Raw genomic sequence first — 19,326 nt, 5'->3', positions numbered from 1 at the left:
CGACGCATCGCCGCACGCCGTGCGCGCGCTGACGGGGCGCCGGCCGGCGGCGGCTCAGCCGCGGCGCGAGGCGAGCGCCACGCGGGCCCTCGTGCTGCCGTGGTGGTGATGGTGGTGGCCGGGGTCGGTGACGACCGGCGGCGGGTCCGCCGGCGTCGTCGGCGTCTCGCAGGTGGCGGGGTCGTAGGGCGCGTCGGCGCTCTGGACCGGGTAGGCGCGGGCGGTCAGCAGCAGGCGCGCGGCGAGCGTCTTCCAGGGGCGGAGGACCGCAGTGGAGGACGTGTCGTGCGGGCCGAGGTCGACGATCGTCGCGCCGTCGGCCATCGCGCCGCGCAGGAACGCGGCCTGCTCGGCCAGCCACGCGGCCGGGTCGGTCTGCGTCGAGGCGAACGCCGAGTAGCCGTGCGCGGTCGCGTAGGCGGTGGCGCGCGCGTCGCTGTCGCCGATCACGACCGTGGTCGGGTCGCCGTAGGACACGCGGTCGCTCGCCCACACCGCGGCGTCGGCGGTCGCGTCGCCCGGGTCGGCGATCAGCGCGCGGACCAGGTCATCGATGTTGCTCGGCGCCGCGCTCGCGGTCGTCGAGCAGTCGACGGTCGCCGACGCGGTCGCGACGGTCCCCGCCGCGCCGTTGACGGCGCCGGGCAGCGTGAGCGTCCCGCTCGCCGGCGCGATCGAGCCGCCGTTGTCGATCGCGCACGCGGTCGTGGTCGTCCCGGTCCCGGTGTCCTTGCCGAGCGTGCCGGCGTTGACGATCAGCGACCGCGGCCCACAGGTCAGCGCCGCGCCCTCGGCGTTGAGCGCCAGCGTCCCGTCGTTGACGAGCGCCGCGCCGTCCTGCACCGCGACCGCGCCGGCGTTCCAGCTCAGCGCGCCCTCGTTGCGCAGCGTGCGCGCGCTGAGCGTGACGGGTCCCGCGCCGTCGATCCGCGACGTCGCGCCGCCCGCCAGCTCGGTCGTGCCCGCGCCGCTCTGCGTGCCGCCGGACCACGTCAGCGCGCCGATCACCTGCAGAGAGCCCGGGCCCGCGAGCGTGCCGCCGGACTGGGCGAAGCCGCCGACGTGCGTGGTCGCGTCCGGGTCGGCGAGCGTCAGCGTGCCGGAGGCCAGCGCGAGCGTGCCGGAGCTCAGCTCGATGCTGCCCACCGAGACGCTCGCGCCCCCGACGGTCAGGCGTCCGGTCGCCGCGACCCGGGCGCCGAGCGTGAACGCGCCGCCGGTCAGCGCGACGTTCCCGGCCCACGCGCCCGCCTCGTTGGGCGTGCCGCCGCCGGTGAGCGCGATGCCGTTGCCGCTGCCGCCGTCGACCGTGCCCTCGTTGTCGAACGCGATCGCGAGCCCCGTGGCGTCGGCGCCGCCGGTCTTGCGCACCGTGCCGTTGTTGATGAACCTGGACGTGGAGGAGCTGTCGACCGCCACGCCGTCGTGGGCGAGCAGGACCGTGCCCTCGTTGTCGATCGTCGCCTTCGCGGTGAGGTGCAGCGGGTCGCCGTTGAACGTCAGCGTCCCGTGGTTCTCCAGCGTCCGCGTGGACAGGCGCGTGGTCAGCGCGGGGGCGATCAGCCCCGTCGCGGCCGCGGGCAGCAGGACGGTCCCGGAGCCGGTCGTCGACCCGGCGGTCCAGGTCAGCGTCCTGTTGATGGTGATGGTGCCGGTGCCGGTGATCGCGCCGCCGGACTGGTTCAGCGAGAAGACCGTCAGCGCCGTGCCCGCCGCCAGCGAGCCGCCGGAGGGCAGCCCGAGGGCGGCCGACGAGGAGCTGATCGTCCCGCTCGCCGTGGCCGGGCCGGCCAGCGCGATCGTGCCGTAGAGCTGGGTGCCGGAGCTCAGCGCGGTCGTGCCCGACAGGCGCAGCGTGCCGTTGCCCGCGTCGAGCGTCCCGGTGTTGGTGACCGTCCAGCCGATCGCGGTCGTCGCGCTGCCGGCGTTCTTGACGACCGTCCCGGTGTTGGCCAGGACGCCGCTGCCGCCGAACGCGCTCGCGTCCTCGGAGTTGGCGTACAACGTGCTGCCGTTGGCGATCATCCCGCCGTTGGCGCCCCTCAGCGCGCCGTTGACGAGCGTCAGCGCGCCCTGGTTGTCGATCGTGCGGCCGTCGAGCGTGACCGACTGGCCCGCGCCGGGCGCGACATAGCCTGCGGCGCCGGCGAAGATCGCGGTCGTGCCGGAGCCCGACAGCGTGCCGCCGGTCCACGTCAGCATCCTGGAGATCCGGACGTCGCCCGCGCCGCCCAGCGTGCCGCCGGAGACCGTGAGCAGCCGCGCGCCGAGCGTCGTGCCGTCGTCGACCGACACGGTGCCGCCGGACACGCGCAGGTCCGCGGTCCCGGCGTCGACGTCGCCGATCGTGGCGGTCGTGCCCGCGAGCTTGACGACGCCGTCGAGCGTCGCGCCGTCGCGCACCGCCGCCGTGCGCCCGGCGGGCGCCGCGTTGAGCTGCAGCGCGCCGGTCGCCGCCGAGAGCAGGCCGGAGACGTCGAGCCCCGTGGCGAGCGCGGTCGTGCCGGTCCCGCTGTCCTTCTGGATCGTCCCCGCGGCGGTCGCGGAGATCGTGCCGTCGCCGGTGACCGCGGCGCCGTAGTCGGTCGCCTCGGAGTCGATGGCCAAGATGTCGTCGTTGCTCAGCGTCGCGGCGTTGTTCATCAACAACGTGCCGGAGGCGAGCGTCAGCGTGCCGTGGTTGGCGAGCGTGCGCTGGTCGAGCGTGACCGCGGCGCCCGCGCCGGGCGCGATCGTCCCGGTCGCCCCCGCGTCGACCACCAGCGCGCCGGAGCCCGAGAGCGTCCCGGCGTTCCAGGTCAGCGCGGAGCCGACGTGCAGCGCGCCCGCGCCGGTCAGCGTGCCGCCGTCGAGCCTGAGGCCCGCGACCAGCGAGCCGTTGACCGGGTCGGAGACGGTCAGCGTCGCGCCGCCGGTCAGCGCCAGCGTCGCCGCGCCCGCGGTGACCGAGCCGGCCGCCGCGGCGCCGGAGACCGTGATCGTCCCCCAGCCCGCGATGCACGCGTGGTCGGCGCTCGCCGGGACCCTGCCGGTCGACCAGTTGGCCGCCGTCGTCCACTGCGCGTCGCCCCCGCTGCCGGTCCACGAGACGGTGCACGCCGGGTCGGCGCTCGCCGCGCCCGCGCCGAGCGCGAGCAGCGCGAACGCCGCCCCCATCGCTCCAACCGCACGCCGAGACGCGCGGACGATCCCTGCCACCGGTTCGTGCACGGACGGCACTTTGACCGTGCGGAGCCCTTGCGGCAATTGGACATGTGCTGAGCCTGAGCCCATTGTCAGTCAGCGCCCTGACCGGCGAAAGCGTATGCGACCGTGCCTCAGGGGCAGGTCGGATCCGGCTGCCACTGGGCGCCCTTGACGACGCGGCCGTGCGCGTCGTAGGCGCGGACCCCGATGGCCCGGGAAGTGGTGTGGACGAACCCGCCGATCATGTGGCCCGCGTAGTGCCAGGCCCTGGGCGCCCTGCGCAGCGGGAGCCGCTTCGTCGACCCGTCGGCGAACCGCAGCACGACCTTGGCGACCCCCGTGCTGGCCGAGCCGACGTACGCCTGCAGCCTGCATGACACCGGCGTCGCGTAGACGTAGCGGAGCGCCGTCGCCCTCGCTCTCGATCGTCCCGTCGGGCTCGGTCACGGCCGGCGCTTCGATGCCGAGGCCGGCCGGCGCCGCGCCGCTCACTCAGCGGTACTGCCAGGCCCTGAGCCGCTTCAGCAGGAACGGCCCGAACGCCTTCGAGATGTGACCCAGCCTGCGCTGGTGGGCGATCTCGGCGGTCGCGTTCCTGCCCCGGCCGAGCCGGTACTCGTCGGCCGCGTAGGCGGCGAGGATGCCGCGGACGTCCGCGCCCCTCCTCGCCGCGCGCACGTCGCCGCGCCAGTGGAAGGCGTCGTGCTCGATCAGCTTGGGGTACTTCTTGGTGGTGTCGACCGGCCGGCCGCCGACCAGGTTGTACACCAACACCGGGAAGCCGGAGTCGGCGTAGGAGCTGAACGCGTAGGCGAACCGCGGGTCGGACCCGACCAGCTCCTGGGTCCCGTTGCCGTCGGCGTCCTTCAGCGTGTACTCGACGTCGCCCCACTGGACGTCGTGCGACCGGTAGCCGGTGCCGTCCCAGACCTCGACGCGCGTGGTCAGGCAGCAGTGCGCGCCGCCCGAGAACGTGTCGACCAGGACCTCCGGCTCGCCGTCGCCGTCGAGGTCGGCCACCTTCAGGATCGACGGGAACGCCCTGGAGTCCGCGCTCAGCACGCAGCCCTCCTCGCAGATGTCGGCGATCGTCAGGTCGTAGCGGACCCCGCCGCGCACGACCCACAGCTGCGGGTTGGCGATCCCGAGGTCGCCGGCGTCCGCCGTCGCGTCCCACGCCACCGTCGCGCTGACCGCGCCCGCGGCGTGCGTGACCGACCCCGCGGCCGCCGCGTGCGCGGCGGCCGGCGCCGCCGCCAGCAGCGCCACCGCAAGAACTACGACAACGCTAGGCCGCAGCCGTCGCACCGCTCGCCGCCGCGTCGGCAGCCGCGGCGTCCTTGGTGGCGCCCGCTTCCATGTCGTCGGTCTGGGCCTCCCTGAAGCCCTCCTTCGCCCACGCCTCGTCGAACTCGACGCGCATCCGGCCCTCCTCGTTCTGGACGAGGGCCAGGCGCGCGCGGAACGAGCGGCCCGAGCGGCCCTTGAAGCCGGTCACCGGCTTCTCGGTCTTCCCGCGCGCGATCAGCTCCTTGGCGATCGCCGGCGGCAGGTTCTTGCCCGCCTTGGCCTTCCAGATCACGAAGCCGCAGCCCGGATCCTCGCGGCCCCAGCAGGAGTAGCCCTTGCGGTTCTCGACGATGTCGCGGCCGCAGATCGGGCACGGGCCGAGGTTGGCGCGCGGGATCCGCACGTCCCTGAGCTTGGCGTCGAGGTCGCCGATCGTGAACTCCGCGAACCTCGCGATGTCGGCCATGAACACCCTGCGCTCGACGCCGCCGGCCTCGATCTCGGCCAGGCGCTTCTCCCAGTCGCCGGTCAGCGACGGCGAGGTCAGCGGGTGGTCGCCGAGCAGGCGGATGACGTTCATGCCCTTCTCGGTCGGGACCAGCGAGCGCGCGTCGCGCTCGACGTAGCCGACGTCGATCAGGCGCTCGATGATCGCCGCGCGCGTGGCCGGCGTGCCGATCCCGGACTCCTTCATGACCTCGCGCAGCTCGTCGTCGTCGACGAGCTTGCCCGCGGTCTCCATCGCGCCCAGCAGCGACGCGTCGGAGTAGCGCCGCGGCGGCTTGGTCTCCTTGGCGAGCACCTCGACGGCGAGCGTGTCGACGTCCTCGCCCCTCTCGAGCTTGGGCAGCGATTGGTCGCGGCCCTCGTCCTCCTCGTCACGCCCGGAGCCGTCGTCGGCCTCCTCGCCGTAGACGCCGCGCCAGCCCGGCACGACCAGGACCTTGCCGCGCGTGCGGAAGATGTGCTCGGCGACGGTCGTCTCGACGCGCGTGTTCTCGAACTCGGCGTCCGGGTGGAAGGCGGCGAGGAAGCGACGGGCGACCATGTCGTAGATGCGACGGTCGTCGTCGTTCATCCTCTCCAGCTTGTGGGAGGCGTTGGTCGGGATGATCGCGTGGTGGTCGCCGACCTTCTCGTCGTCGACGACGCGGCCCAGCGGCAGCAGGTCCAGCCCGTTCACGTACTGCGCGGCCTTGTTGTACTCCGGCGCCTCGCCGACGTGGGCGGCGACCTCCTTGAGCTCCGGGACCATGTCGCTCGTCAGGTACCGCGACGACGTACGCGGGTAGGTGAGCGCCTTGTGCTCCTCGTAGCAGCGCTGCGCCGCGGCCAGCGTGCGCCGCGCGCTGAAGCCGTAGCGCGTGTTGGCCTCCCGCTGCAACGACGTCAAGTCGTACAACAACGGCGCCCTCTCGGTGCGCTTGGTCTTCTCGAGCTTGGTGATCGTTCCCATGCCGCCGCTGCGTACGGCCGCGGCGACCTCGTCGGCCTCGGCCGCGGTCGCGATCCGCGGCTGGGCGCCGGCGTGGAAGCGACCCTCGTACTGGCGGTTGCCGTCGGCCTTGAACTGCGCGTCGATCAGCCAGTAGGGCTCCGGGACGAACGCCCGGATCTCCTCCTCGCGGCGGGTCAGGATCGCCAGCGTCGGCGTCTGCACGCGGCCGAGCGAGACCGCGCCGTCGAACGACGAGCGCAGCCGGATCGTCGCGGCGCGCGTCGCGTTCATGCCGACGATCCAGTCGGCCTCCGAGCGCGAGCGGGCGGCGTCCTCGAGCCTGGCGAGCTCGGAGCCGTCGCGGAGGTTGGCGAACCCCTCGCGCATCGCGTCGTTGGTCATCGAGTTCAGCCACAGGCGCTGGACGGGCTTCCTGGCGCCGGCCTTCTCGAACAGGTAGGCGAAGATCAGCTCGCCCTCGCGGCCGGCGTCGCAGGCGTTGATGACGAGGTCGACGTCGTCGCGCTTGAGCAGCGCCTTGACCACCGACATCTGCTTCTGCGAGCGCTCGTCGCGGACCACGAGCTTGAACCTCGGCGGCACGATCGGCAGGTCGGCCATGCGCCACTTCTTGTACTTGTCGTCGTACTCGTCGGGCTCGGCGAGTTGGACGAGGTGGCCGACCGCCCAGGAGATGATGTGCTCGGGGCCCTCGAGCGAGCGCTCGGTCTTCTCCCCCGCGCCCGACTTCTTCTCGAAGGGGCCTGGGAGGATCCGCGCCAGGTCCCGTCCGACGGATGGCTTCTCGGCGATGACGAGGATCTTGCCCATGTGATCGCGGAGCGTAGCGAGTCGTCACTCCGCGCAGGGGCCGGTCGACACCGGCCTGCGCGCCGTCGCCGCGCTGTCCAGCGCCGCCCGGACGAGCGCGTTGGGGACGCCGAAGCCGCCGTGGCGCCTGGTGCTCGTCGACTGCGCGAAGACCGTCGCGAGCACGCGGCCGTCGGTCCCGACGATCGGGCCGCCGGAGTTGCCGGGCCTGACCACGCCGCGGAACGTCGTCATCGAGCGCGCGATCGGCCCCTGGCCGTAGGCGTCCTGGGACACCACCACGCGCGTCTGACCGAGTCGTGCGGCACGGACCGAGTACGGCCCGTCCTCCGGGAAGCCGAGGATCGCGCCGCTGGTCCCGGACGCGGGCCGGTCGGCGAGCGTCAGCGGCGTCGCGCTGCCCGACAGGCCCGAGACGCGCAGGACCGCGACGTCGTTCTTCTTGTCGAACGCGATCGGCGTGGCGTCCAGCCTCGGACCGACCCCGCGCTCCTGGACGGCCGTGTCGGACTCGCCCGCGACGACGTGCGCGTTGGTCACCACGGTCCCGTCGGCCGCGACCCAGCCCGAGCCCTCGATCGCCAGCCCGCACGCGGTGCCGAGCACCCGGACCACCGACGCCTCGGCGGCCTTGACCGCCGGCTCGCGCGCGACCGCGGGTGACGGCGCCGGGACGTCGGCGGCCGGGCCGTCGACCTCCGGGAACGGGTCGAAGCGCGCGAGCGCGTTGAGGATCGGCCCGGACGGCGGCAGCACCGCGTTGAGCCTGCGCAGGATCTGCGAGCGCTGGATGTCGTGGCGCACGTCGGTCAGGCCCGGCGTCTGGAGCAGCACCGCGCCCGCCAGCCACGCCAGCCCGAGCGCGATGCAGCCGCTCAGCGCCGCGCCGAAGACGCCGTCGAGCGTCCGGACCCCGGGCACCGGGACCATCCGCCGCACGACGTAGCCGACCGACTCGAACATCCCGGCGAACAGCGAGCCGCCCGCGACCGCGCCGACCAGCGCGGCCAGCGGCGCGTAGGGCGACGACGAGCCGTCGTGCAGCAGGGCCGGGGCGATCCGGGTCCCGAGGAAGGCGCCGCCGGCGAACCCCACCAGCGCGAACGCGCCGGCGACGAACCCCTGCCGCCATCCGATGGTGGCCATCACGATCGTGAAGGCGACGATCAGCCAGTCGATGCGCGTCAACCGGGAAGAGGTTATCTGGGCGCATCGCGATCCATTCCGCGCCAAGACCGGGCCGGATCGCTCACCGGCGCGCCGAGTCCCCGCAGTTGCCCGGTACCGTGAGGCGCGATGCCGCCATCGCCACGCCCCTCGCGCGCTCGGACGCGTGCGCGCCGCGCCGTGGCCATCGGCGTCGTGGTGGTCGCCGCGGGCGGGATCTTCTTCGTCGTCAAGGGCGGCGGGCCGTCGGAGCAGGACACGGTCGTGCGCTTCGCCCACGCCTGGGACGCCGGCAACTACAGCGCGATGCGCGACGAGACCACCGGTGAGGACCAGGACCGCTACAGCGGCAGGACGTTCGCCGCGCGCTACACCGACGCGGCCGGGATCGCGACCGCGACGCGCGTCAAGACCGGCAGGCCCTACAGGTCGAACGGCACCTGGCAGCTGCCGGTGACCGTGACGACGCGCGCGTTCGGGCCGGTCCGCGGGACGGTCGCGCTGAAGGTCGTCAAGGACGGCGACGACGAGCGCATCGACTGGGCGGCCGACGACACGTTCCCGGGCCTGCACGCCGGCGACAGGCTCACGCGCACGACCGAGATGCCGGCGCGCGGCGACCTGCTCGCGCGCGACGGCACGCCGCTGGCACAGGGGCCGAACCGGACCTCGCCGCTGGGCCCGACCGCGGCGGCGATCGTCGGCGCACTGGGCCCGATCCCCGACACCTACAAGTCGACCGCGGCGAGGCTCGGCTACCCGAGCGACGCGCAGGTCGGCATCACCGGCCTGGAGCGCTCGTTCGACGCACGGCTGGCCGGGACGCCCGGCGGCCAGCTGCGCGCGGGCGCGCGGCTGCTGGCCGAGCGCGCGCCGAGGAAGGCCGCGCCGGTCCGGACCACGATCGCCCCGAAGGTCGAGGCGGCCGCCGTCGAGGCGCTGGCCGGGCGCTACGGCGGCGTCGTCGCGCTGCGCCCGAAGACGGGCGAGATCCTCGCGGCGGCGGGCATCGGCTTCTCGGGCCTGCAGCCTCCGGGCTCGACGTTCAAGATCATCACGGCGACCGGCGTCCTGCAGAACGGGGTCGCCAAGCCGACCGACACGTTCCCGGTCCAGACCGCGGCGACGATCGAGGGCGTCCAGCTCGGCAACGCCAACGGCGAGTCGTGCGGCGGGACGCTGGCGAACTCGTTCGCGCAGTCGTGCAACAGCGTGTTCGCGCCGCTGGGCGCGAAGCTCGGCGCACAGAAGCTCGTCCAGACCGCGGAGGCGTTCGGCTTCAACCAGCCGACCGGGATCACGGGCGCGGCGACCGCGTCGATCCCGCCCGCCGGCGAGATCGGCGACGACCTCGCGGTCGGGTCGAGCGCGATCGGCCAGGGCCGCGTGCAGGCGACCGCGCTGCAGATGGCGATCGTCGCGGCGACGATCGGCCTGCGCGGCCGGCGCCCGGACGTGACGCTCGACCCGGACCGCTGGAAGGGCCGCGCGCCGACGCACGCCGCGACCGACGCGAGGACCGCGCGCGAGGTCGAGAAGCTGATGCTCGGCGTCGTCCGCTACGGCACCGGCAAGGTCGCCGACATCCCGGGCGTCAAGGTCGCGGGCAAGACCGGCACCGCCGAGCTGAGGTCCACGCAGACCTGCCAGCCCTCGTCGTCGGCCGCGACGACCGGGACACCGGCGGGCACCTGCACGCCCAACCAGGAGAACGACACGTCGGACACCGACGCCTGGTTCTCCACCTACGCGCCGGCCGGCAACGGCACACCGCGCATCGCGGTCGGCGTCCTGCTCGTCGCCGCCGGAGCCGGCGGCGACACCGCAGCCCCGGCCGCCCGCCAGGTCCTCCTGGCGGGCCTCAAGAACTAGGCCTGCGGCCTAGACGTCGAGGTCGACGAACGCGGCCTTGCCGCCTTCGGGCGGCGTGATCTCCAGCTCGAGCGGGCGCGAGGCGTACGACGAGGACTGGACCTTGAAGAGGACGAGGCCGCCCTGCGTCAGGTTCTCGCGGGCCAGCGAGCCGGGGACCGGGATCTGGTCGCCGCTGCCGACGAGCAACGGCTTGTAGGCGGTCCGGTTGAGGTTCGGGTCGACCGCGACCGGCTGGTAGGTCTTGCCGGTCGTGTCGCGGATCACGAACTGCGACGCGGACTCGTGCGGCTTGTCGGTCCTGTTGAAGACGCGGATGAAGACCGCGAACCACTCCTGGCCGACGGCCAGGCGCGACGCGCCGGTGGGCAGGCCGGTCAGGTAGTCGCGATCCTCGAAGTCGTCGGCGTTGAGCTGACGCGAGATCTGGACCTGGTACCTCAGGTCGCCCGTGTTGACGTACGTGCCCTCGGTCTTGCCGACGGAAGGCTCGGTGGAACCGCACGCGGCGAGCGAGCTCGTGGCGGCGACGGCGACGGTTGCGGTGAGGGCGAGACGACGAAGCTTCATGGCGGCGGCGGACTCTAGCGATTGACGTCGGTCTGGAACCGGAAGGCCGAGGCGGGCTTGCGCGGCCCACCCGCGACGGAGGCGCGCGTGCCGCGATCGCGGCCTTCCTCGAAGATCGCCCGGAGGCGGTCGAGACCCTTGCCGGCCTTGCGCTTCATCCACATCCGGCCGATGCCGCCGAACTCCGCCATCCTGTCGGACGGGAGCTTCGGCTTGGTCTCCAGCGTGAACGCCACGCGCGTCGTGCCGGACCCGGCGTCCGACAGCTCGTACACCCCGCGCGTCAGCACGCGGTTGAACTTGCCGGCGCGGCCGCGCTCCTGGATCAGGTACGGCGCCTTGACCTCCACGAACGTGGAGTCGCCCCAGGCGAAGCGGCTGCGGATCGGCAGCTTGATCCGGAAGCGCGCCCCGGCACCGGTGCCGTAGGAGTCCTCGCGGGTCAGGTGCCAGTCCGTCAGGTAGTGATCGCAGAACTCCGGGTGGTTCGCGATGTCCGCGAGGTACTCGAAGACCTCCTCGCGGGGAGCGGCGATGACGACTTCGACGGTGAACGGGTCCACGCCGGGAAAGTCTACCCGCGAGGCGGCTGACAGGCCGCCTGACCAGTCCGGGCGCTAGGCCGCCCGGGCGGCGATGATCTTGACCGTCTGGCCGCGCTCGGAGTGGCGGACGAGCTCGACCGCGTCGGGCTCGGTCCGGTGGCGGCGGGTGCAGAGCGCGCAGACGACGACGTGGGCGCCGTAGCGGTAGAGGTGCTCGCCCACCAGCGGGGTGCGCCCGCAGTCCTCGCAGGTCGCGCGGGTGGCGGTCAGCGAGCCGACGGACTTGCGCAGCAGCGCGGCCTCGAGGTCCGTCTCGTGCAGGGTCGGGAGCGTGCGTGCCATGTCGGAGGGTTTCTCCGCGCCCGCCTGGCGTTCCTGCCGTGCAACGTGGTTTGCCTAGGAGTCGGCGCGGATATTCCCATCTCGCAGTTTTCACAAGTTGGACGAACCAGTGTCAAAGGATTGACGGACGGGGTTTTTGCCCTGCCGCTATGGCAGTACAGTCGTCGTCGTAGGTCACCTAGCAGCGGGTGAATCGAGGGAGTGGTCGATATGGAGTCCTTGACGTCCGGGACCTTGGCAGGCACGGGGTCCTTCCGGTGCGAGCAGTGCGGGTACGTGGTCACGCTGGCCGCCGCCGACGAGCTCCCGGCTTGCCCGGGGTGCCACGGCGACAGCTTCGTGCGCGCGTCGCTGTTCGCGGGTGGGCGCTTCACGCGCAGAGCCGGCGAGGCGCCGAGTGCGCAGGAACGCGCTCAGCTGATCGCGCACGCCCGCGCTGAGGTGACCGAGCCCGGCGAGTACCTCGCCTTCGAGGACAGCGGCCGCGTGACGGTCGTCGCGCTCGCCAAGGAGTGGACGCGGGTCGGGCGGTCGCTGGCCGCCGACGTGCGCTTCGACGACCCGACGGTGTCGCGCCGCCACGCGCTGATCGTCCGCCAGCCGGACGGCGTCCGGGTGCTCGACGACCGGTCGCTGAACGGCGTGTTCGTCAACGGCGAGCGCGTCGAGTGGCGCGCGCTGCGCGACGGCGACGAGATCGTCGTCGGCCGCTACCACCTGCAGTACCTGCACCTGACCGCCGAGATGCTCGCCGAGGCGGCCGCGCCCGCGGCGGACCTCGCGGGCTAAGGCGGTTGAACGGCTTGCCGGCCGCGCGGACCTTTTAGACTCCGCGCGGCCCATGGCCATCAAGCTCGCGGTCCTCAGCCAGAAGGGCGGCACGGGCAAGACCACCGCCGTCCGCCATCTCGCCGACACGTTCCGGCGTGCGGGGCTGCGCGTGGCCGCGGTCGACCTCGATCCGCAGGGCAACCTCAGCGACTACTTCGACCTCGACCCCGAGGTGGAGCCGACGATCCGCGACGTCCTCGTCGGCGGGGTCAAGGCGAAGGCCGCGCTGCACGTCGCGCCAGACGGCGTGTCGGTGATCCCGTCGAACCTGACGCTGGCCGAGGCCGAGGTCGCGCTGGCCGGGAAGATGGGGCGCGAGCTGACGCTGAGGAAGGCGCTGAAGGGGATCGACGCCGACTTCGACGTCATCTTCCTCGACTGCCCGCCCAACTTGGGGTTGTTGACGGTCAACGCCCTGGTCGCCGCCGACCACGCGCTGCTCAGCGCCGAGGCGCAGTACTTCGCGCTGCAGGGCGTCGAGCAGGCGCTGCAGGTCATCGAGCTGGCGCGCGACGGCCTCAACCCGGACCTGAACTGGCTCGGCGTCGTGCTGACGATCGCCGACCTGCGGACCGTGCACTCGCGCGAGGCGCAGGCCGGCCTGAAGGAGCACTACGGCGACAAGCTGCTGGACACCGCGATCCGCCAGTCGATCGCCTACGCGGAGTCGGCCGAGCGCGCGGTGTCGATCATCGACCACCGCCCGGACCTCGGCGAGGACTACCTGGCGCTGGCCGGCGAGCTGCTCGGCCGCCTCGGGCTGGCCGACGCGCGGCGCGCGCTGCAGAACGGCTCCGGCGCTCGATGAGCTCAGGCCGTGCCGTCGTGCTCAGCGCCGCGCTCGCGGCGCTGGTCGCCGTGCTGCTGGCCGGGTGCGGCGCCGACGCGACGCCGCAGGCGCCGGACCGTGGGACCGGCAGCTCGACGCTGCCGACCAGGACGCTGAAGACGGCGCCGGGCACGGAGACGACGCCCGCCGCGCCCGCCAGGTCCGCGGCGCCGTCCCTCTCCGGGCCGCTGGCCTTCAACGTCAAGCGCAGGACGCAGCTGCGCCTGACTCCGGGCGGCAGGGTCGTCGGGACGATCAGGACCAAGACGAACTTCCACTCGCCGACGATCCTCGCGGTCGCCGCGCGCAGGCCCGGCTGGGTGCTGGTCCGGACGTCGATCGAGAAGCACCACGTCGGCTGGCTGCCGCTGAGCGCCGGGCACCTGTTCGAGGAGCCGCGCTCGATCGTCGTCGACCTGTCCAAGCGCAGGTTGATGGTCTTCCATCGCGGCAAGCTGACCGACGCCTACAAGGTGGCCGTCGGGACCAACGCGACGCCGACGCCGATCGGGAAGTTCGCCGTCACCGACCGGCTGACCACCGGCAACGCGCAGAGCGACTACGGCTGCTGCATCCTCGCGCTGACCGCCCACCAGCCGAAGATCCTCCAGGGCTGGGGCGGCGGGGACCGCGTCGCGATCCACGCGACACCCCACACCTGGACCCTCGGCAACGCGATCTCCCACGGCTGCGTCCGCGCCTCCAACGACGCGCTGCGCCAACTCATGCGCCACGCCCGGCTCGGCATGCCGGTGACGATCAGGGCCTAGCCCGCGTCGGGCTCGTTGACCTACAACTCGGTGACGTCGGCGCCGCGCGTCTCGAAGGGGGCGCGCAGGACGGTGGCCCAGCCGTCGGCTTCGCGGCGCAGGGCTTCCAGGACGGCGCCGGTCTGCTCGTAGTGGCACCAGACCAGGACGGTCGGGCCCGCGCCGGAGATCGTGGCGCCCAGCGCGCCGAGGTCGCGGGCGTGGTCGAGGAGCGCGGCGGACCTCGGGAAGAGGTGGGCGCGGTGGGGCTGGTGGAGGCGGTCGGTGAGGCCGCGGGAGACGAGGTCCCAGTCGCCGCGGGCCAGGCCGAGCGTCAGCAGCGAGGCCGCCGCGATGTTGTGGACGGCGTCGGCCATCGGGACCTCGCGGGGCAGCGCGGCGCGCGCCTCCTTGGTCCGGACCGCCTCGTGCGGCACGACGAGGATCGCCTCCAGGCCGGTCGGCGCGTCGAAGCGCGTCGCGGCGCCGTCGGCGCAGATCACGAAGCCGCCGAGCAGCGCGGCGGCGACGTTGTCCGGGTGACCCTCCAGCTCGGTCGCGTGCGCCAGCAGGTCGGCGTCGAGCTCGAAGAGGTGGTCGGCGGCCATCAGCCCCGCGACGTACGCCGCGGCGCTCGTGCCGAGCCCGCCGCTGAGCGGGATCTCGGAGCGGATCCGGAACTCGAAGCGGTCCGGCGGGTGCAGCCGCTCGAACCCGCGCACGACGAGGTTGCGCCGGTCGCGCGCGATCGCCAGGTCGGTGACGACCGCGAACGTCCCGGTCTCGACGACCTCGACCTCGGTGTGCAGGGCCAGCGCGGCCGCGAACGCGTCGAACCCCGGACCGAGGTTCGCCGAGGACGCGGGCACGCGGACGAGGCGACGGCGCTCCATAGGCGCCGGGACCCTACTAGTGGCGGAAACCGATCAGCTGCTTCGGGCTCAGGCCGGACAGCTTGCGCGCCTCGCGGCTGAGGTGGGACTGGTCGGCGTAGCCCGCCAGCGCGGCGGCGCCGGCGAGTTGTGCGTGGTGATGCTCCAGGTGGCCCATGAAGCGCTGGAAGCGCAGGACGCGCTGCAGCGTCTTGGGCGCGTAGCCGACGTCGCGCACGAAGCGGCGCTGCAGCTCGCGCTCGCTGACGGCGGTCGCCTCGGCCGCGGCGGCGACGGTCGCCGCCGGGCGGTCGAGGATCCGGACCGCCGCACGCACGACCGGGTCGGGCGGGTCGACCGCGTCGAGGTGCCGGGCCAGCTCGGCGGCGAACGCGCGCAGCGCCGCCTCGGGCGTGGCGGCGTGCTCCATCCGGGCCTCGATCCGGCGCGCGAGGCGCGGGTCGACGTCGTCCAGCGACGTGTGCGCGTCGACCAGCGTGCTCGCGTCGGTGCGCAGCAGGTACGGCGCCGCGCCCGGCCAGAACGACGCGCCGAACGCGATCAGCCGGTCGACCGGCGGCGGGCGCAGGAACGTCTGCGCGGGGCCGGCGATCCGGGCGCCGGTCTGGCTCAACCACACCAGGTTGATCCGGCCGTCGGGCAGCAGCCGGCGCCCCTCGGGCGGCGGCGGGCCGCCGAAGCGATGGACCCACAGGTGCTCGACGTGGCGCGCCAGCGCGGGCGGCGGGGCCAGCTCCAGGTAGACGTCGCCCGGCTCGTCCATGCCCCCGACGGTACCGCCCGGGGACATGGACGTCACGGCACCGCTCATCCGCGGTGCGCCGCCAGGATCAGGTCGTCCGGGTCGTGCTGGGCCTTCACCCGCGCCAGCCGCGCCCACGCCTCGGGCGCGAACGCGCGCGCCGGGTCGGCGCCGAGCGCGGTGGTGTTGAGCAGCAGCCCGGGCGCGGCGAACGGCGCCATCCGGTCCTTCGCCGCCGCGATGGCCGCGAGGACCGCCGCCGCGACCTCGGCGTTCGGCGCGAAGCCGCCGGTGAAGAACGTCCAGCCCGCGTCGAGGCGGTCGATCGCGCCGCCGCCGGCCGCGGGCCGCGCCAGCGCGCCGCCGAGCTGGCGCAGCTCGATCACGCCGAGCGCGCCGCCCAGCGCGGGGTCGTCGAGCAGCTCGCCGAGCGCCGCGATCGCGTCGATCGTCAGGTCCTCCAACAACATGCCGTCGCCGCGGGCCATGCCCGGCTCCTCCGGGTCGCCCGCGACCCGGACGAGGTCCGCCAGCCCGATCGGCCCGAACGTGTCGACGATCGCGGCGCCGCTGCGCAGCGGCGCGAACAGCCGCTCGGCGTCGGCGTGCGGCCCGAGGTGCGTGGCGACGACCATCACGAGGCGCTTGCCGCGCATCGCCTCCGGGATCGTGTCCAGCGGCGGGACCTGGACGATCCGGACGACCAGGCTCGCGGCGTCCGGCAGCGACGGGGCGATCCGCCGGACCTGCTCGAGCACCTCGCCCGCGACCTCGAACGGGAACGTGATCACGCCACCGCTGACCGCGTCGACCGGGTGCAGCGCCAGCTCCAGCGCGGTGACGATCGCGTAGGACCCGCCGCCGCCGCGCAGGGCGTAGAAGAGCTCGGGGTCGTTGTTGTCGTCGATGCGGCGCGCCGCGCCGTCGGCGGTCACGACGTCGAGCGACACGATGGTGTTGCTCGCCAGCCCGTGCGCGCGGCCGAGCCAGCCGAGGCCGCCGCCGAGCGCCAGGCCCGCGACGCCGACCGACGGCGCCAGGCCGAGCACCGGCGCGAGCCCGTGCTCGGCCGCGGCGGCGGCGAGCGCCGCGGCCTTCACGCCCGCGCCGACGCGGGCCCGGCGCGCGGCCGCGTCGATCGAGATGTCGTCCAACGCGTGCGTCCGGATCAGGATCGCCTCGCGCAGCGCGCCGGTGTCGAGCGTCTCGGCGCCGTGGCCGGTGGACTGCGCGGCGACGCGCAGCCCGGCGGCGCGCGCATGGGCGAGCACCGCCTGGACGTCGGCCACCGAGGCGACCTCGGCAACCGCGGCGGGGAGCTGCGCGATCGAGAGGTTCCACGGCTGAGCCGCGTCTGAGAAGCCGTCGTCGCCGGGGAGGAGCAGACGGCCGTCCAACGTGGGGAGAGGGTCGGTCAGGGTCATGGGGAGATGGTCTCCTGTGGGGAGTTGGGGTTCTTGAACGAATCGGACGGCTTGCGTTCCGACCCGGTCACATCGCCCTGACCGCCGTGGTCAGCGAGATGTGACCAACCTCGCCTCCTCCCCTCCGTCCGCGTCGGCGCTGAGCACCCGCCGCGGCAAGCAAGTGCTGGGCCTGCTCTGCGCGATCGCGTTCCTCGACTTCGTCGACGCGTCGATCGTCAACGTCGCGCTGCCGTCGATCCGCGAGGACCTCGGGTTCTCCGTGCAGTCGCTGCAGTGGGTGCTGTCCGGCTACCTGCTGACCTACGGCGGCTTCATGCTGCTCGGCGGCCGCGCCGCGGACCTCTTCGGCCGCCGCCGGGTCCTGCAGACCGGTCAGGTGATCTTCGCGGTCTCCTCGCTGGTCGGCGGCCTCTCGCAGTCCAGCGGGATGCTCGTCGCCGCGCGGCTGTGCCAGGGCGTCGGCGCCGCGCTGATGCTGCCCGCCGCGCTGTCGCTGCTGACCACGACGTTCACCGGCACCGACCGCCACAAGGCGCTCGGCGTCTGGGGCGGGGTCGCGGGCCTGGCGTCCGCGTTCGGCGTCCTGCTCGGCGGCGTGCTGTCCGAGGGCCCCGGCTGGCGCTGGGTGCTGCTCGTCAACGAGCCCGTCTGCCTGGCCGGGATCGCGTGCACGTTCGTGCTGTTCGCCGACGACCGCCACCGCCCGGACCTGCGCGCGCTCGACCTGCGCGGCGCGCTGCTGAGCACCGCCGGGATGCTGCTGTTGGTCTACACCTTGATCAAGGCGCCCGACGTCGGCTGGGACGCGGCACGGACGATCGCCGGGCTCGCGGGCGCGGTGGCGTTGTTGGTGGTCTTCATCGTCAACGAGGCGCGCTCCGACAACCCGCTGCTGCCGCTGTCGATCTTCAGGATCCGCGGCGTGGCGGCGGCCGACGTCACGATGCTGATCGCCGTGGCCGGGATCATCGCCATGTTCTTCTTCCTGACGTTGTACATGCAGAACGTCCTCGGCTACTCGCAGATCAAGACCGGGCTGTCGTACCTGCCGCTGTGCTTCGGCGTCGCGATCGCGGCCGGCATCGGCTCCGGCCTGCTGCCGCGCGTCGGGACCAAGCCGGTGATGGTCGTCGGCGCGCTGCTCGGCGCCGCCGGGCTGTTCTGGCTGGCGCAGGTCCCGGCACACGGCACGTTCGCCGCCGACCTGCTGCCGGGCATGATGCTCGCGGCCTTCGGCCTCGGCGCGATGTTCGTGTCGGTCACGACCGCCGCCAACGAGGGCGTCCCGCCCGACCAGGCGGGCGGCGCGGCGGCGCTGCTGAACGCGTCGCAGCAGGTCGGCGGCGCGCTGGGCCTCGCGATCTTCAGCGCGCTGGCGACCGCCCGGACGCGCGACCAGCTGGCCGCGCACGTCCCGCCGCCCGCCGCGCTGACCGACGGCGTCCAGCGCGCGCTGCTCGCGTGCGGGATCTGCGTCGCGGCCGCGGCGGTCGTCGCGCTGTGGACCACCAACTCGCGCGGCGAGGTGCCGATCGAGGCGGAGGCCGACGCGCACGCCGAACCCGACGCCGAGCCGCTCCCCGCGGGGGCCGCCTAGCCCAGGACCGCGTCCTCGACCGCACCCAGGTCCGGCTCGCACGGCACCACGGAGCCCGCGCGCATCAGCGCGGTCTGCGGGTCCTTGAGGCCGTGGCCGGTCAGGACGCACACGATCCGCGAGACGCCCTCGGGCGCGCCGTACTTCAAGAGTCCGGCGACGCCCGAGGCGCTCGCCGGCTCGCAGAACACGCCCTCGACCGAGGCCAGGAACTTGTAGGCGTCGAGGATCTCGTCGTCGGTGACCGCGCGCACCATGCCGTGCGAGGAGGTCATCGCCGACATCGCCTCCTCCCAGCGCGCCGGGTTCCCGATCCGGATCGCGCTGGCGATCGTCTCCGGGTTCTCGACGACGCGGCCCTCGACCAGCGGCGCGGCGCCCGCGGCCTGGAAGCCGAGCATCTGCGGCGCCGAGCCCTTCTCCTGGAAGCCCTTCCAGTAGGCCGTCACGTTGCCGGCGTTGCCGACCGGGATGCAGAGCGCGTCGATGTCGCCGATCTCGTCGAGGATCTCGAACGACGCGGTCTTCTGGCCCTCGATCCGGAACGGGTTGACGCTGTTGACCAAAGCGATCGGCTGGCGGTCGCAGACCTCGCGCACGAGCTTGAGCGCGACGTCGAAGTTGCCCCGCAGCGCGATCACGCGCGCGCCGTGCATCAGCGCCTGTGCGAGCTTGCCGGTGGCGATCTTGCCCTCCGGGACGATCACGGCGCCGCGCAGGCCGGCGCGCGCCGCGTAGGCGGCCAGCGACGCGGCGGTGTTGCCGGTCGACGCGCACAGCACGGCCTCGGCGCCGCCGCGCACAGCGTCGCTGACCGCGCAGGTCATCCCACGATCCTTGAAGGAGCCGGTCGGGTTGGCGCCCTCGATCTTCAGCCACACGTCGGCGCCGACGCGCTCGCCGAGCCTCGGGGCGGGCACCAGCGGCGTGGAGCCTTCTTGGAGGGAGACGACGGGGTCGTCGGGCGCGAACGGGAGGTGGTCGCGGTAGCGCTCGATCAGGCCGGGCACGGTGGTT

Annotated in this window: 17 protein-coding genes; 5 read left to right on the top strand and 12 right to left on the bottom strand. The window is 73.7% G+C overall.

All coding sequences use genetic code 11. From position 1 onward, the window contains the following. Positions 1-54: 54 nt before the first annotated feature. The 5 genes from H030_RS0109575 to H030_RS0109555 form a co-directional block, all read right to left on the bottom strand. Positions 55-3,156: a beta strand repeat-containing protein gene (locus H030_RS0109575; protein ID WP_027005955.1), complete on the bottom strand. Its 3,102-nt coding sequence runs from the start codon at positions 3,154-3,156 to the stop codon at positions 55-57. A 161-nt stretch (positions 3,157-3,317) separates the two neighbouring features. Beyond that, positions 3,318-3,566, bottom strand: coding sequence for a hypothetical protein (locus tag H030_RS0109570; protein ID WP_027005954.1), 249 nt, complete (start codon positions 3,564-3,566; stop codon positions 3,318-3,320). 112 nt (positions 3,567-3,678) lie between these two features. Then, positions 3,679-4,455 (bottom strand): hypothetical protein, encoded by a 777-nt coding sequence (locus H030_RS36795; protein ID WP_051222197.1) that lies wholly within the window; start codon positions 4,453-4,455, stop codon positions 3,679-3,681. 19 nt (positions 4,456-4,474) lie between these two features. Continuing rightward, positions 4,475-6,745: a type IA DNA topoisomerase gene (locus H030_RS30790; protein ID WP_051222195.1), complete on the bottom strand. Its 2,271-nt coding sequence runs from the start codon at positions 6,743-6,745 to the stop codon at positions 4,475-4,477. A 24-nt stretch (positions 6,746-6,769) separates the two neighbouring features. Beyond that, positions 6,770-7,933 carry a MarP family serine protease gene (locus tag H030_RS0109555; protein ID WP_027005953.1) on the bottom strand — a complete coding sequence of 388 codons (1,164 nt, stop codon included), beginning with the start codon at positions 7,931-7,933 and terminating at the stop codon, positions 6,770-6,772. Positions 7,934-8,092: 159 nt separating this feature from the next. Here H030_RS0109555 and H030_RS0109550 point away from each other — a divergent pair, with 159 nt between their 5' ends. Then, positions 8,093-9,784 carry a penicillin-binding transpeptidase domain-containing protein gene (locus H030_RS0109550; RefSeq protein WP_027005952.1) on the top strand — a complete coding sequence of 564 codons (1,692 nt, stop codon included), beginning with the start codon at positions 8,093-8,095 and terminating at the stop codon, positions 9,782-9,784. A gap of 9 nt (positions 9,785-9,793) precedes the next feature. Here H030_RS0109550 and H030_RS0109545 read toward each other — a convergent pair whose 3' ends face one another. The 3 genes from H030_RS0109545 to H030_RS0109535 are packed head-to-tail and all read right to left on the bottom strand — an operon-like array spanning position 9,794 to position 11,241. Next, positions 9,794-10,354 carry a hypothetical protein gene (locus H030_RS0109545; RefSeq protein WP_027005951.1) on the bottom strand — a complete coding sequence of 187 codons (561 nt, stop codon included), beginning with the start codon at positions 10,352-10,354 and terminating at the stop codon, positions 9,794-9,796. 14 nt (positions 10,355-10,368) lie between these two features. Beyond that, positions 10,369-10,917, bottom strand: coding sequence for an SRPBCC family protein (locus H030_RS0109540; protein ID WP_027005950.1), 549 nt, complete (start codon positions 10,915-10,917; stop codon positions 10,369-10,371). A 54-nt stretch (positions 10,918-10,971) separates the two neighbouring features. Then, complete coding sequence (locus H030_RS0109535; RefSeq protein ID WP_027005949.1) at positions 10,972-11,241, bottom strand: hypothetical protein; 270 nt, start codon at positions 11,239-11,241, stop codon at positions 10,972-10,974. A gap of 210 nt (positions 11,242-11,451) precedes the next feature. Here H030_RS0109535 and H030_RS36790 point away from each other — a divergent pair, with 210 nt between their 5' ends. From H030_RS36790 to H030_RS0109520, 3 genes are read left to right on the top strand one after another with little or no spacing between them, the layout of a single operon-like run. Further along, entirely contained in the window at positions 11,452-12,030 is a 579-nt protein-coding gene (locus H030_RS36790; RefSeq protein WP_081690642.1) for an FHA domain-containing protein, read from the top strand. 52 nt (positions 12,031-12,082) lie between these two features. Further along, the gene (locus tag H030_RS0109525) at positions 12,083-12,880 is read left to right on the top strand and encodes a ParA family protein (RefSeq protein WP_027005948.1); all 798 of its coding nucleotides are present in this window, start codon (positions 12,083-12,085) and stop codon (positions 12,878-12,880) included. Continuing rightward, entirely contained in the window at positions 12,877-13,671 is a 795-nt protein-coding gene (locus H030_RS0109520; protein ID WP_027005947.1) for a L,D-transpeptidase, read from the top strand. The genes H030_RS0109525 and H030_RS0109520 overlap by 4 nt, the downstream gene beginning before the upstream one ends. Positions 13,672-13,691: 20 nt before the next feature. Here the strand turns inward: H030_RS0109520 and thrB are convergent, their stop codons facing one another. Genes thrB through H030_RS30780 form a run of 3 tightly spaced genes read right to left on the bottom strand, consistent with a single transcriptional unit; the run spans position 13,692 to position 16,709 of the window. Next, positions 13,692-14,543, bottom strand: coding sequence for a homoserine kinase (gene thrB / locus H030_RS0109515; RefSeq protein ID WP_027005946.1), 852 nt, complete (start codon positions 14,541-14,543; stop codon positions 13,692-13,694). Between the two features lie 16 nt (positions 14,544-14,559). Then, complete coding sequence (locus H030_RS0109510) at positions 14,560-15,306, bottom strand: helix-turn-helix domain-containing protein (protein WP_051222192.1); 747 nt, start codon at positions 15,304-15,306, stop codon at positions 14,560-14,562. Positions 15,307-15,350: 44 nt separating this feature from the next. After that, positions 15,351-16,709: an FAD-binding protein gene (locus tag H030_RS30780; RefSeq protein WP_035126049.1), complete on the bottom strand. Its 1,359-nt coding sequence runs from the start codon at positions 16,707-16,709 to the stop codon at positions 15,351-15,353. A 100-nt stretch (positions 16,710-16,809) separates the two neighbouring features. Between H030_RS30780 and H030_RS0109500 the strand changes: the two genes are divergently transcribed. Next, positions 16,810-18,309, top strand: a complete 1,500-nt coding sequence (locus H030_RS0109500; RefSeq protein WP_027005944.1) for an MFS transporter — start codon at positions 16,810-16,812, stop codon at positions 18,307-18,309. On the opposite strand, the gene thrC is transcribed toward H030_RS0109500, so the two are convergent. Then, positions 18,306-19,319: a threonine synthase gene (gene thrC / locus H030_RS0109495; protein WP_027005943.1), complete on the bottom strand. Its 1,014-nt coding sequence runs from the start codon at positions 19,317-19,319 to the stop codon at positions 18,306-18,308. The two genes, H030_RS0109500 and thrC, sit on opposite strands and share 4 nt — an antisense overlap. Positions 19,320-19,326 lie beyond the last annotated feature (7 nt).

Origin of the sequence: Conexibacter woesei Iso977N, from assembly GCF_000424625.1 — a bacterium.
Classification (GTDB): Bacteria; Actinomycetota; Thermoleophilia; order Solirubrobacterales; family Solirubrobacteraceae; genus Baekduia; species Baekduia woesei_A.
The sequence above is the reverse complement of the archived record's forward strand: the minus strand, read 5'-3'. Positions and strand labels throughout refer to the sequence as shown.

Excerpts from the sequence above, each read along its gene's own strand:
- H030_RS0109575 (WP_027005955.1), bottom strand. The coding sequence starts at position 3,156 with ATGGGGGCGGCGTTCGCGCTGCTCGCGCTCGGCGCGGGCGCGGCGAGC.
- H030_RS30790 (WP_051222195.1), bottom strand. The coding sequence starts at position 6,745 with ATGGGCAAGATCCTCGTCATCGCCGAGAAGCCATCCGTCGGACGGGAC.
- H030_RS0109545 (WP_027005951.1), bottom strand. The coding sequence starts at position 10,354 with ATGAAGCTTCGTCGTCTCGCCCTCACCGCAACCGTCGCCGTCGCCGCC.
- H030_RS0109535 (WP_027005949.1), bottom strand. The coding sequence starts at position 11,241 with ATGGCACGCACGCTCCCGACCCTGCACGAGACGGACCTCGAGGCCGCG.
- H030_RS36790 (WP_081690642.1), top strand. The coding sequence starts at position 11,452 with ATGGAGTCCTTGACGTCCGGGACCTTGGCAGGCACGGGGTCCTTCCGG.
- H030_RS0109525 (WP_027005948.1), top strand. The coding sequence starts at position 12,083 with ATGGCCATCAAGCTCGCGGTCCTCAGCCAGAAGGGCGGCACGGGCAAG.
- H030_RS0109520 (WP_027005947.1), top strand. The coding sequence starts at position 12,877 with ATGAGCTCAGGCCGTGCCGTCGTGCTCAGCGCCGCGCTCGCGGCGCTG.
- thrB (WP_027005946.1), bottom strand. The coding sequence starts at position 14,543 with ATGGAGCGCCGTCGCCTCGTCCGCGTGCCCGCGTCCTCGGCGAACCTC.
- H030_RS0109510 (WP_051222192.1), bottom strand. The coding sequence starts at position 15,306 with ATGGACGAGCCGGGCGACGTCTACCTGGAGCTGGCCCCGCCGCCCGCG.
- H030_RS30780 (WP_035126049.1), bottom strand. The coding sequence starts at position 16,709 with ATGACCCTGACCGACCCTCTCCCCACGTTGGACGGCCGTCTGCTCCTC.